At 33.2% G+C, this 12,867-nt stretch carries 13 protein-coding genes and 1 tRNA gene; 3 read left to right on the top strand and 11 right to left on the bottom strand.

The window, feature by feature from the left end; translation table 11 throughout:
* Positions 1–105 precede the first annotated feature (105 nt).
* The 4 genes from NAT47_RS09615 to NAT47_RS09600 all read right to left on the bottom strand — a co-directional run bounded on the left by NAT47_RS09615 (position 106) and on the right by NAT47_RS09600 (position 2,702).
* The gene (locus NAT47_RS09615; RefSeq protein ID WP_250582241.1) at positions 106–1,044 is read right to left on the bottom strand and encodes a mevalonate kinase family protein; all 939 of its coding nucleotides are present in this window, start codon (positions 1,042–1,044) and stop codon (positions 106–108) included.
* A 15-nt stretch (positions 1,045–1,059) separates the two neighbouring features.
* Positions 1,060–1,371: a type II toxin-antitoxin system RelE/ParE family toxin gene (locus NAT47_RS09610; protein WP_250582239.1), complete on the bottom strand. Its 312-nt coding sequence runs from the start codon at positions 1,369–1,371 to the stop codon at positions 1,060–1,062.
* The gene (locus NAT47_RS09605) at positions 1,371–1,550 is read right to left on the bottom strand and encodes a hypothetical protein (RefSeq protein WP_250582237.1); all 180 of its coding nucleotides are present in this window, start codon (positions 1,548–1,550) and stop codon (positions 1,371–1,373) included. Before NAT47_RS09605 ends, NAT47_RS09610 begins: the two co-directional genes overlap by 1 nt.
* A 72-nt stretch (positions 1,551–1,622) precedes the next feature.
* Entirely contained in the window at positions 1,623–2,702 is a 1,080-nt protein-coding gene (locus NAT47_RS09600) for a diphosphomevalonate/mevalonate 3,5-bisphosphate decarboxylase family protein (RefSeq protein WP_250582235.1), read from the bottom strand.
* Between the two features lie 83 nt (positions 2,703–2,785).
* Between NAT47_RS09600 and NAT47_RS09595 the strand changes: the two genes are divergently transcribed.
* Positions 2,786–3,262 (top strand): TspO/MBR family protein, encoded by a 477-nt coding sequence (locus NAT47_RS09595; protein ID WP_250582233.1) that lies wholly within the window; start codon positions 2,786–2,788, stop codon positions 3,260–3,262.
* Positions 3,263–3,311: 49 nt separating this feature from the next.
* On the opposite strand, the gene NAT47_RS09590 is transcribed toward NAT47_RS09595, so the two are convergent.
* From NAT47_RS09590 to NAT47_RS09565, 6 genes are all read right to left on the bottom strand, one after another.
* Positions 3,312–4,526 (bottom strand): BaiN/RdsA family NAD(P)/FAD-dependent oxidoreductase, encoded by a 1,215-nt coding sequence (locus tag NAT47_RS09590; RefSeq protein ID WP_250582230.1) that lies wholly within the window; start codon positions 4,524–4,526, stop codon positions 3,312–3,314.
* A gap of 21 nt (positions 4,527–4,547) precedes the next feature.
* Positions 4,548–5,900: a metal-dependent hydrolase family protein gene (locus tag NAT47_RS09585; protein ID WP_250582228.1), complete on the bottom strand. Its 1,353-nt coding sequence runs from the start codon at positions 5,898–5,900 to the stop codon at positions 4,548–4,550.
* 26 nt (positions 5,901–5,926) lie between these two features.
* Positions 5,927–6,826, bottom strand: coding sequence for a hypothetical protein (locus NAT47_RS09580; protein WP_250582226.1), 900 nt, complete (start codon positions 6,824–6,826; stop codon positions 5,927–5,929).
* A gap of 91 nt (positions 6,827–6,917) precedes the next feature.
* Positions 6,918–6,999: transfer RNA gene (locus NAT47_RS09575), tRNA-Leu, on the bottom strand.
* Between the two features lie 64 nt (positions 7,000–7,063).
* Positions 7,064–8,005: a DUF3078 domain-containing protein gene (locus tag NAT47_RS09570; protein WP_250582224.1), complete on the bottom strand. Its 942-nt coding sequence runs from the start codon at positions 8,003–8,005 to the stop codon at positions 7,064–7,066.
* Positions 7,998–9,773, bottom strand: a complete 1,776-nt coding sequence (locus tag NAT47_RS09565; protein WP_262918746.1) for a 1-deoxy-D-xylulose-5-phosphate synthase — start codon at positions 9,771–9,773, stop codon at positions 7,998–8,000. Before NAT47_RS09565 ends, NAT47_RS09570 begins: the two co-directional genes overlap by 8 nt.
* Positions 9,774–9,815: 42 nt before the next feature.
* Here NAT47_RS09565 and NAT47_RS09560 point away from each other — a divergent pair, with 42 nt between their 5' ends.
* Positions 9,816–10,256 (top strand): nucleoside deaminase, encoded by a 441-nt coding sequence (locus NAT47_RS09560; RefSeq protein WP_250582220.1) that lies wholly within the window; start codon positions 9,816–9,818, stop codon positions 10,254–10,256.
* Between the two features lie 80 nt (positions 10,257–10,336).
* A complete protein-coding gene (locus tag NAT47_RS09555) occupies positions 10,337–11,098 on the top strand; it encodes an SIMPL domain-containing protein (protein ID WP_250582218.1) in 762 nt (253 codons plus the stop codon).
* A gap of 56 nt (positions 11,099–11,154) precedes the next feature.
* Here NAT47_RS09555 and NAT47_RS09550 read toward each other — a convergent pair whose 3' ends face one another.
* Positions 11,155–12,699, bottom strand: coding sequence for an Rne/Rng family ribonuclease (locus NAT47_RS09550; RefSeq protein WP_250582216.1), 1,545 nt, complete (start codon positions 12,697–12,699; stop codon positions 11,155–11,157).
* Positions 12,700–12,867: the final 168 nt, after the last annotated feature.

Below are 12,867 nucleotides of genomic sequence, written 5' to 3'. Positions count from 1 at the left end.
TCTTTATAGGTAAAAGGTGTTGGGATAAGGGTAAAAGATAAAAGGCATAAGTATTAAATTAAATCTAACTCCCTTTTGCCTTTTACCTATTCCCTTTTGCCTATGTTAAAAATTATAAACCACTTCTAATTTATAGTCTTTCAACGATTCTTTTGCTTTGTCTAAATCTTGGGTAAATCCTAAAATATAACCGCCACCACCAGAACCACACAATTTCAAATAGTAATCATTGGTGTCAATTCCTTTTTGCCATACTTGGTGAAATTGTTCTGGAATCATCGGTTTGAAGTTATTCAAGACAACTTTTGATAATTGTTTGGTGTTTTCTAATAACGATTTTACATCGCCGTGCAAGAAATTTTCCACACAAGCATCGGTATATTTTATGAATTGCGATTTTAACATGTTACGGAAACCATTGTCTTTTAAGTTTTCCATGAAAATCGAAACCATTGGAGCAGTTTCACCAACAATTCCTGAATCGATTAAGAAAACCGCTCCTTTTCCCTGTGTGCTTTGACTTGGAATTCCGGTTGGTTCAATATTGTCTTTCGAGTTGATTAAAATTGGAATACTTAAATAACTATTCAACGGATCTAAACCTGAACTTTTTCCGTGAAAAAACGATTCCATTTGAGAGAAAATCGTTTTTAATTGTAATAATTTTTCACGAGTTAAATTCTCTAAAACCGTGATTTTATCTTTCGCATATTTATCGTAAATAGCAGCAACTAATGCACCGCTACTTCCTACTCCATATCCTTGTGGAATACTAGAATCAAAATACATTCCGTTGTTTACATCATTTTGTAAAGAATCTAAATCGAAAGTCACCAACTCCGGTTGCTCTTTTTGCAACTGAGCTAAATAAGCAGCATATTTTTTTAAACTTTCATTCGATTTAATAGCGCTTTCAGACGAATTTCCATCGTTCTTTAAAGCTCCGTTGTAAAAATTATAAGGAATTGAAAGTCCTTTCGAATCTTGGATGATTCCGTATTCTCCGAAAAGTAATATTTTTGAGTAAAAAAGCGGTCCTTTCATTTTTTAGTATTCAGTTTACGGTTGTTTATAGTAATCAGATTTTAATTTCTTTGGGTTTTGTCTTGTGTCGAAAACAGCAACCACTACAATATGCTTTTGATTATAATGATAAAAAAGTGTATTCTTTTTTGTAACGACACACTTTCTAAATTTAACATTTTTACTTGAAACAGGAAAGGATTCTGGACTTTTTGCTACAATTTTCAAAACTAAATGTAGCTTATTCACAAAATCATCTTTAACTTTCAAATTCCATTTTAACTCCAAATATTCAAAAAGTTGATTCAATTCTTTTTGAGCTCTTGGCGTTATTACAATTTCCCTCATTATTTCAAATGTGGCTTGATATAATCTTCAAAAGAAGAAAACTCTCCCTTCTCATATTGCTCCATTGATTCGTTTAGAATGTTTTGTTGCTCTTCCGTTAAATCATCCCACCAATCTTTCTCTTCTTTTTGAAAAATTTTTCTAATAGCTTGTAATACCGAAGGGTTTTCTGTTTCCATCAGCATTTTCATAAGCTCTAATTTTTCCAATCGAATGTCCATATTTATTGAAATCTATGGTAAATATACAAATTATTTTAATTGATTCGTACCATTCCCAATTTGATCGCAAATATACTGACCATTTTGACAATAGCCAACTAATTCATCTTGAATAAATTGCAGTACGTTTTCTTTTACATTTTCAGGATACAACACGTGAACATTGGCACCAGCATCTAATGTAAAACATACAGGAATTTGTGTTTCATTTCTGAATTCCCAAATTTTATTAATAATTTCCAATGTATTGGGTTTCATTAAGATAAAATATGGCATTGAAGTCATCATCATAGCATGTAAAGTCAAGGCCTCGCTTTCTACAATTTTGATAAATTCTTCTAAATTTCCTGATGATAAAATTGCTTTTATTAGGGATAAATTTTCGTGTGCTTGAGCAAAACGTCTTTCGGCATACGGATGATTGTGCATTAAATCGTGACCAATCGTACTCGAAACTTGCTTTTCGCCTTTGTCTACTAATAAAATAGTGTCTTGATAGTTTTTGAAATTTTGATGCATTTCTGAAAATTCCACTCCAAACAAATCTGAACTTCCAGTAATCTTAGCATGATTACCCCAAACTACTACTTCACCTTTGATACTTCTGCACGCGCTTCCGCTTCCTAATCGAGCTAAAAATGAAGCTTTTGAATAGAAATAATCATCTGAAATCGTTGGATTAATAGCTTTTTCCAAACTCATGATATTCATTGCCAAAGCTGCCATTCCAGAGGCTGAAGAAGCAATTCCTGAACTATGAGGAAACGTGTTTTGGGTATCAATTTTAAAATGATATTCTTTTAAAAACGGACAATATTTTTCAATTCTTTCGAAGAATTTTTGAATTTTTGGTTTGAAATCTTCTTTCGGTTTTCCTTCAAAAAGCAAATCGAACGAAAAACTATTGGTTTCCGATTTTTTGACTACTTCTAATTTTGTGATTGTTTTACAATTGTTTAATGTAAAACTTATCGAAGGATTCGCTGGAATTTGGTTTTCTTTCTTGCCCCAATATTTCACTAAGGCAATATTACTAGGTGCGCTCCATTCGAAACTAGCGGATTCAATCGAATTGTATGAAGTTGTAATAAAATCTTTTTCCGTAAGCATAGCTTAAAATTTTGACAAAAATACCGATTTTGATTGATTTGTTACCTTGATTTTTCGTTAATTTGCATATAAAATTCACACTAATGAATAAATATTTAAGAATCATTTATTGTGTTGCTATTTGCCTAGCAGTTGGTTATTTATCAAGCAAAGTAACACTTTCGAGTATTAACACTTGGTATCCATTAATCAAAAAGCCAAGCTTTAATCCTCCTAATTGGGTTTTTGCTCCTGTTTGGACAATGTTGTATATTTTTATGGGAATTGCTGCGGGGTTAGTTTGGAATCAAATAGAAACCAATAAAGAATTGGTCAAAAAAGGATTGATGTTTTTTACTGTTCAGTTGCTTCTAAATGCTTTATGGTCCTATTTATTCTTTGGATTGAATAATATTTTATTGGCTTTTTTAGAAATCATACTTTTATGGTTAATTATATATGAAACGTTTTACGTTTTTAAACAAGTTGATAAAAAAGCAGGATATTTACTACTTCCATATTTAGCTTGGGTTAGCTTTGCAACGGTGCTAACAGGAACTATTTTTTGGTTGAATCAATAAAAAGTCGTGGTAAAACTTAGTTTTACCACGACTTTTTTCAATTATACTTCTATTGATTAATGTTTTCAGCCACAATAAAACCGCCTGTCCAAGCATTTTGAAAGTTAAAACCACCTGTTATCGCATCGATATTTAGAATTTCTCCTGCGAAAAATAAATTTGGCAAAACTTTACTTCCCATAGTTTTGAAATTAACTTCTCTTAAGTCGATTCCACCTGCGGTAACAAATTCTTCTTTAAAGGTGCTTTTCCCGTTAACCTGAAATTCGGCATTCGTTAATTGTTCGGCTAAAGTATGCAATTGTTTTTTGTTTACATCAGCCCATTTGGTTTCTTCTAAAATCCCAGCAGCTTTTACCAAGTTTTCCCAAAGGCGTTTTGGCAAATCGAAATGTGCATATTTTGCAACTAACTTTTTAGAATTTTCTTCTTTAATGGCCTTCAACAAATCGATTGCGTCTTCAAAATCGGTTTCATTTAACCAATTCACTTGAATGGCAAATTGGTATTTTTTATCAGCCAATTCTCGAGCTCCCCATGCTGAAAGACGTAAAATTCCAGGACCACTCATTCCCCAATGCGTAATTAACAAAGGTCCGGATGCCTGCAATTTTGACTTTTTTACTTTCACCGAAGCAACTGTAGAAAGTCCCATCAAATCTTTAATTCGGACATCTTTGATATTAAACGTAAACAAAGAAGGAACGGGCTCAACAATTTTATGTCCCAAATTTTGTAACAATTCCCAAATCTTTGGATTACTTCCAGTAGTCATCACCACTTTTTGACAAGTAAAAACGTCTTGATTAGTTGAAATTTTCCAATAATTTTCACCTTGATACAATTCCTGAACACTTTGTCCTGTTAGAATATCAATTTTTAATTTTTGAGCGGCTTTTAAAAAACAATCTATAATAGTTTGTGAAGAGTTGGAAACTGGAAACATTCTACCATCTTCCTCAATCTTTAGTTCTACCCCATGCTTTTGGAACCATTCAATCGTATCGCCAGAGCAAAATTGATGAAACGGACCTTTTAATTCCTTTTCGCCTCTTGGATAAAATTTCACTAGATCATTAGGTACAAAACACGCATGAGTCACATTACAACGACCACCGCCAGAAATTCGGACTTTTTCTAAAACACTTTTGCCACGCTCTAAAATAGCTACTTTTAAATTTGGATTCTTTTCTACAATGTTAATGGCTGTAAAAAAACCGGCAGCGCCTCCGCCAATGATGATGATATCGTATTTTGAATTCATGAAAATAGATTGGAACGAAATTTAATTTTCTAAAATATTTTTAACGATTTGACCATCTTTCATAATGATTAAAAATTTTGCAGCAGGATTACCAATTAAATCAATATTTTCTATAGGATTTCCATCTACTAAAATCATATCAGCAAAAGCTCCAGATTTGATAACGCCAATTTCACCGGAATACGGGCTTCTATTTCCTGACATTTTCAATAACTGTGCGTTATCATGAGTTGCCATTTTTAAAATTTCGTATGGAGTAAACCACTCTTTTAGTTTTAATAGATAGGCATTCTGCTCTTCATTCATCCATGGTTCAAATAGAAAATCTGTTCCCCAAGCCAATTTAATTTTCATCTTTTTAGCTAAAGGCCAAATCATTTTCTGCCCTTCAACAACTGGTTTGCGTTTTTCTTTTCGTTGTTCACTCATTTCTGGCGTATTATCCATTAAATTTTGACAACTCAACCAAATATCTTTTCTTTTGATCAATTTTAAAGTAGATTGGTCCAATAATTGTCCGTGCTCGATACATTTTACCCCAGCATTTATAGCTTTTCTAACTGCTCTGGGCGTGTAAGCATGAACGGTTACGTATGTTCCCCAATCTTCTGCCGCTTCAACGGCTGCTTGCATTTCTTCCAAAGTATATTGCGTTACATCTACTGGATCATAAGCAGATGAAGTCCCTCCTCCAGCCATTAATTTAATTTGACTTGCACCAAATCTAAGATTTTCTCTGACGGCAGTTAAGACCTCTTCTTTACCATCAGCAATAAAAGAAGCTCCAAAATTTTCGGCTTTAGAAATGGGTCCAAAAAAGCGTCTTGAACGTTCTTCTGGCAAACGTAAATCACCATGACCTGAGGTTTGACTAATCATAGCTCCTGAAGGCCAAATCCTAGGTCCTTGTATTTTAGCTTCATCAATCATTTGCTTTAATTGAAATGATGGTCCACCAACATCTCGTACGGAAGTAAATCCTCTTTGTAGCATTTTTTCGCTTTCGGGAATTACTTTTGCAATAAGATTTTCAGGTTTTAAATTAGGATCCATCATATCGCCCATGGAAAGAGCTCCGAAAATCATGTGAACATGCACATCAATTAATCCCGGAATCAATGTTTTACCCGAACCATTTATCACTAAAACATCGTTGTTTTTTTCAATGGGTGTTTTAGAAACCGTTTTAATTTTATTTCCTGAAACCAAAACATAACTATTGGTTTGAAGCTGTTGATTTTTACCATCAAAAACAGATACGTTTTCGAAAAGAATATCTTGATTTTGTTGTGCTGTTACTAAATTGGGCAAACCAAAAAAAGAAAGTCCCAATGCAATCTTTGAGGCATTAATAATTTGAGAGAGAAAATTCATATTTATTATTTTAAATTTTAATATCATTAATTCGTGTTGCGCTTCAACGTCCAAAAATCAAAACCGAAACCAATGCCCATGTAATGACGTTTGTTATAATTCCAATCGTTCATATTTTTTGTTAAACCAATGTCGTAACCAAAAAAACCTAAGACTTTGAAACCTCTTATATTAACTCCAACTCCTGGTGTTAGAAATAAAATCAGACCTTGTTCTTCATTGTCATAATTAGCATTTGATAAACTCGTTGAGGCATTATCTAACTCTACTCTACCTAATCCAAAACCTAATCCAAATGATAATCCGTAAGTATTTTTCTTAACTTCAAGACGTTGATTTTTATAGAACTCCCAGTCGTGATTTAAACTAAAAGCAGTTCCAATTTTAAATTCATTAGTAACCTGACTTCTTATTTGTCCTTTTAAGGATGGGCGAATGGAAAAAGGAATCGTTATAGCACTCCATTTAGTATGAAAATGTTTCAAAACGATTTTATCATTTTCAGGGATTTTTAAGTATGCAATTGTATTTAGCTTGTGGTCTGAAGAATTTAAAAACAAAACTGGATTTAAGTTTATTTTTCCATTTTCAGTTGCTAGAATTTTGATATTTTCAATTTTCCAAGGACGAGTGACTTGTATTACACTATCGGTCTTAATTTCAATGATAGTGTCATTTTTGATTTCGCGCTGAATAGAAAATCCATTTTTATTTTCTATGATTATCCAACCTGCTTTTAAAACTTCTTCTTTCTTACCAATAGTCATGTAAACACTATCCAAATGAGAAAACTTTGGATTTAAAACATAATAATTGATACTTTTTCTTTTTTGAAATTGTGCTTCATTGATTTGTTGCGAAAATCCAACCTGAAAACTAACAAAAAGAAAAATCAAATAAAAATTAGATAACCTGGGTAATGTCATAATTTAGATTTTACCAAAGTTAGTATTTTTTTTCGTCAGAGGGATACTAAAATAAAAAAACCTAAGACGATTGTCTTAGGTTTCATTTTAGTGCGGGTGAAAGGACTCGAACCTTCACACCGTGAGGCACCAGATCCTAAGTCTGGCGTGTCTACCAATTTCACCACACCCGCTTTAATTGGAGTGCAAATATAGGTATTACAATATATAAATCAAATAAAATCGAAAATAATTTTATTAAAATTGATAAACTATCCCAACTCCTAACAATTGCTTTAATTGAACTTTTGGTCCTTTAATTACTTGCACACCATCCACTACTTCCTTGGTTTTAATATCATCATCGTAAACAAGATGGGTTCCAATATTTGCCTTAACATATTGATTTACTGTCATATCTAATTGCAATTGCCAATCAACATCGATATTTCCAAAATTATTCAAATAATCAGTATAAAGTGATATTCTATGTTCAAATTTAATGTTCTTGTGCACTTCTTTTTTCCACTGATTAGTAATTAAAAATCCTGTTTCATTTCTTATATTCTTACCTTCTCGTATCAAATTACCAAATTCATCATAAATAGCTTTTTCAACTCCGAATGCACCTTGATTGGCTAGTCGTTGATCAAAAACCAATGTTGTTTTTTGTGTTAGTGGAGATAAATAAACGTTTAAATTCAAATCTTTTCTCGAATATTCAGCACCAATTCCGAGAAATGTATAAGCAGGCGCAAAGGGTTTTGAAATCGCTAAAGCAGTATTGGGATAGGCATAACCATTTGCAAATTGCGTATTAAAATTGAATTTTCCTGCATAATACCAATTAGAAATCGTGTCTCTCCTATATCCAAAAGTAGAATTTATTTGAAGTTGATCATCTGTTTTTCTTACATCTTGTTTTTCTTGCTTATTAATACCATAACGAGCAATCAACTCATTTTTCCAGTGAACATTATCTTTTATATAAGTTCTAATAAATTTACCCTTTAACAAACCCGAAATCGAATTATTCCCACCAGCATTCCAATTCACAAAAGTAATCTGGGAAATATCTAAACCCAATACATTTTCCTTCGACCAATAAGAAACTGAATCTGGCAATTGAGTTCTAACCGTTTGAGCGTTCAACTGAAAAATAAAAAGTAGAGGGCAAATCAAATAAGCTTTTTTAAACATTTTTGAAGGAGTTTAATAATTGAATAATACTAGTAACGTCAATTTTACAAAGTTGTTGTAACTCGGTAACTGTTCCATGTTCTATGAAAGAATCTGGAATTCCTAAATTTATGATTGATTTATTTAGATTATTGTTTGCTGTAATGGCACTGATTTGCTCTCCAAAACCACCTGTGATTACTCCGTCTTCGATAGTAATAATTTGATCATGAGAATTTAGAATAGATTTGATACCATCACCATCTAAAGGCTTTACAAATGGAAAATGATAATGCGAAAATAATTCTGAATTTCTAACTTCTTTCAAAGCTTTGGTTACGTTATTACCAATAGTTCCCGTAGATAAAATGGCAACTTTATTTCCTTTTTGAAGTTCTTTTATTTTTCCAATTTCGATTTTTTCGAAAGGTATTTGCCAATCTAGATTTTCACCTCTTCCTCTTGGATAACGAATGGCAATTGGATGTTTTAACCCTTCTGAGGCCGTAAACATGATATTACGCAATTCGATCTCATCTTTGGGAGCCGCAATTATCATATTCGGAATACAATTCAAATAGGCAATATCAAAAACACCATGATGCGTTGCTCCGTCTTCACCTACCAAACCTGCTCTGTCTAAACAAAAAATAACCAGTAAATTCTGCAAAGCCACATCGTGTATCACTTGGTCATAAGCGCGTTGTAAAAAAGTGGAATAAATATTACAAAAAACGACCATTCCTTGCGTTGCCATTCCAGCTGCTAAGGTTACAGCGTGTTGTTCAGCAATTCCAACGTCAATAGCACGTTTTGGAAAAGCTTCCATCATATAAGTCATGGAACTTCCTGTTGGCATCGCCGGAGTAATTCCAATGATTTTTTCGTTTTGTTTTGCTAATTCTACCAAGGTATGTCCGAAAACATCTTGAAACTTTGGCGGTAAATGCGATTCGTCTTTTGGATGAATTTTCCCTGTTTCAGCATCGAATTTTCCAGGCGCGTGATATTTGACTTGATCTTCTTCCGCTAATTGTAAACCTTTGCCTTTGGTAGTAATCACGTGAAGAAATTTCGGACCTTTAACCGATTTCAATCGTTCTAATTCCAGAATTAATTTAGGTAAATCATGACCATCAATCGGACCCGAATAATCAAAATTCAAAGATTTGATTATGTTGTTTTGTTTTGGATTTTTTCCTTCTTTAACTGCAGTTAAATATTCTTTCAAAGCACCAATACTTGGGTCAATTCCAATAGCATTATCATTTAAAATTACCAATAAATTTGCATCGGTAACTCCTGCATGATTCAATCCTTCAAAGGCCATTCCGCTCGCAATTGATGCATCACCAATTACTGCAATATGTTGTTTCTCAATTTCTCCTTTTAATTGCGAAGCCAAAGCCATTCCCAAAGCTGCCGAAATCGAAGTTGAGGAATGCCCTACACCAAACGTATCATAAATACTTTCGCTTCTTTTAGGAAACCCCGAAATTCCGTTTAATTCTCTGTTGGTGTGGAAAATATCACGTCTTTCGGTTAAGATTTTGTGTCCGTAAGCTTGATGACCTACATCCCATACCAACAAATCTTCTGGTGTATTAAAAACGTAATGAAGTGCAATCGTTAATTCCACAACGCCCAAGCTTGCACCCAAATGTCCTTCTTTTTTAGAAACAATATTAATGATAAAGTCTCTCAATTCTTTGGCCAATTGAGGTAATTGATTTTCAGGAAGTTTCCTTAAATCGGTTGGGTTGTTAATTTTTGAAAGCAAATTTTCCATCACAGCACAAAAGTAAGAATTGGTTGTTGTATTTTTGTACTTATGGAGAATATTTTTACCGATGAATATTTTATGAAGAAAGCCTTACAAGAAGCCGAAGAAGCTTTTGAAAAAGGTGAAATTCCTGTTGGCGCCGTAATTGTGATTGATAATCGTGTAATTGCAAGAACCCATAATTTAACCGAATTACTTCATGATGTTACCGCTCATGCCGAAATGCAAGCCATAACTAGTGCTGCGAATTTCATCGGAGGAAAATATTTAAAAGATTGTACTTTGTATGTGACTTTAGAACCTTGCCAAATGTGTGCTGGCGCTTTGTATTGGTCCCAAATTTCTAAAATTGTTTTTGGAGCTTCTGATGAAAATCGTGGATTTCAAAAAATGGGAACACAATTACACCCTAAAACTCAAGTAATTTCAGGTGTTTTAGAAAAAGAATGCAGTGATTTAATGAAAGCTTTTTTTAAAAATAAGCGATAAATTCCAAAACGTAATAATTTTCCGTAACTTGGTATGGGTTTTGCTACTGCTTTATTTGTAACCAACTAAAACTATTCGCTATGGAAAACAAATTAAAATCAACTTTAGTTATTGGAATTTCAATAATTATTACAGCATTAATTTTAGGCACTGCTTTTAAAAATCGAAACGAAAATTTAGATACTATTTCAGTTGTTGGATTAGGAACTACAGATTTTATTTCCGACGAAATTTTATGGTCGGGAAGTTTTGCAACGAAGAGTTTTGACATTAAAGAAGCCTACAATAAAATGATTTCTGACCAAAAAATTGTGGCAGATTTCTTTTTGAGCAAAGGATTTAAAAAGGAGGAATTTACGTTTGGAGCCGTTCAATTCAATAAACGTTTTAGAGAGGTACGAATAGAAAATCCAGAAAACGTCTATCAAACCAAATACGAACAAGTATTTGACGGTTATGAAGCAACGCAAACCATCACGTTTTCTGCAAAAAAGAATCCAGATTTAATGAAACGAATCGAAGAAGTATCGAGCAAAACATCGGAATTAATTAATTCTGGAATCGAATTAACATCAAATTCTATTCAATATACGTATTCCAATTTACCAAATTTAAAACACAGTTTAATTGAAAAAGCCTCCAAAGATGCCAGCGAAAGAGCGCAAAAAATTGTAAATACGGCGGATGGAAGTTTAGGAAAATTAAAATCGGCAAGCATGGGTGTTTTCCAAATTACGGGTCAAGGCTCAACTGAAGAAGATAGCTATGGAGGAAATTTCGACACCTACAGCAAAAACAAAACCGCAAGAATTACAGTGCGATTAGAATATGAATTGGATTAAAAATTAATTTTATGACATAAAAAAACCGCCAATCTTTAGAAAGGCGGTTTTTTAATTTATTTAATTTCATTTCCTTCTTTGTCAAAGAAATGGTATTCTAGATACGTGTAAGCGTCACGAGGTATGATTTTCACCCATTTCTTATGCTCGAAAAACCATTTCGAACGTAAGGATGGAAAACCTTTAGTAAGGTATGCTGCCACAAAAGGGTGTGCGTTTAGTACAACCTTTTTATGGTCTTTTATAATGCGTTCAAGGTCAGACGCTATTTTGTCGATGATTAAAATTGGAGCTTCAATTTCCCCATTTTCATTGTTTGGGTCTTCTTCTCTTGTTTTAATATTAACTTCTGGTCTAACTCTTTGTCTAGTAATTTGAATTAATCCAAATTTACTAGGAGGCAAGATTTTATGCTTGGCCTTATCGTCACTCATTTCTTCTCTTAAGAAATCGTACAATACTTTGCGATTTTCTGGATTTTGCATATCAATGAAATCCACCACAATAATTCCGCCCATGTCTCTAAGTCGTAACTGACGTGCAATTTCGGCTGCAGCAATCATGTTAACTTCTAGAGCAGTATCTTCTTGGCTAGTTGCTTTGCTTGAACGATTTCCACTATTCACGTCGATTACGTGTAAAGCTTCGGTATGTTCTATAATCAAATAAGCACCTTTGCTCATGGAAACTGTTTTTCCAAAAGACGTTTTTATTTGTCGCTCAATATTATATTTTTCAAAAAGAGGCAGTTCCTTAGACTGATAGTGTTTTACGATTGACACTTTATCCGGAGCTATCTCTTGCAAATACTCCTTCGTTTCAAGATACAAATCTTCATCATCAACATGAATACCAGTGAAGGTATCATTAAATACATCTCGTAATATAGAAGAAGCTTTGTTAAGTTCTCCTAATACTTTTGATGGATGATGAGCAGTTTGTAATCTTCTACACATAGCAGACCAGCGGTCCATCAATGTTTGTAGATCTTTGTCTAGTTCGGCTACTTTTTTGCCTTCGGCTACTGTTCGCACAATAACACCGAATCCTTTTGGTTTGATAGATTGAACCAGTCGTTTTAATCGATCTTTTTCTTCTCTCGATTCTATTTTTTGCGAAACAGAAACGCGATCTGAAAAAGGTACTAAAACAACATATCTTCCAGCTAACGAAATCTCAGAACTAATTCTGGGACCTTTAGTCGAAATAGGTTCTTTCACTACCTGAACTAAAACTGATTGATTGGCACTTAGAATGTCAGTTATGACGCCATCTTTATCAATTTCAGCTTCAAAAGGAAAATTTTTGAGTGAATAATCTTTTAATTTACCTGCGCTTACAAGTTTAATAAATTTCATCAAAGAAGGTAAGTTGGGACCTAAGTCGTGATAATGCAAAAAAGCATCTTTTTCATGACCTAAATTCACAAAAGCGGCATTTAAACCAGCCACAGGTTTACGGATTTTAGCAATAAAGATATCGCCAACCGCAAAATTGCTTTGCTTTTCTTCTTCTTTGTGTAATTCTATTAGTTTTCCATCTTTTAATAAGGCAAAATCTACAGCGTCTGAACCAGATCTAATAATTAACTCTTTGTTCATGCAGTACATTTTTATCCATACTTTTAAAGTTAGAAGTTAGAAATTAGAAATTAGAAAAATTCTAAATTCTGAATTCTGAATTCTGAATTCTACTCGTACAGATGGATTAAACATTTTTTTTCAGGCAGTTTACCTGGGAATCAACTTATAATTGATTCATTTCAATGA

Source organism: Flavobacterium fragile (assembly GCF_023634865.1).
Taxonomy (GTDB): domain Bacteria; phylum Bacteroidota; class Bacteroidia; order Flavobacteriales; family Flavobacteriaceae; genus Flavobacterium; species Flavobacterium fragile.
Note: the sequence above shows the minus strand (reverse complement) of the source record. Positions and strands in the feature narration are given on the sequence as shown.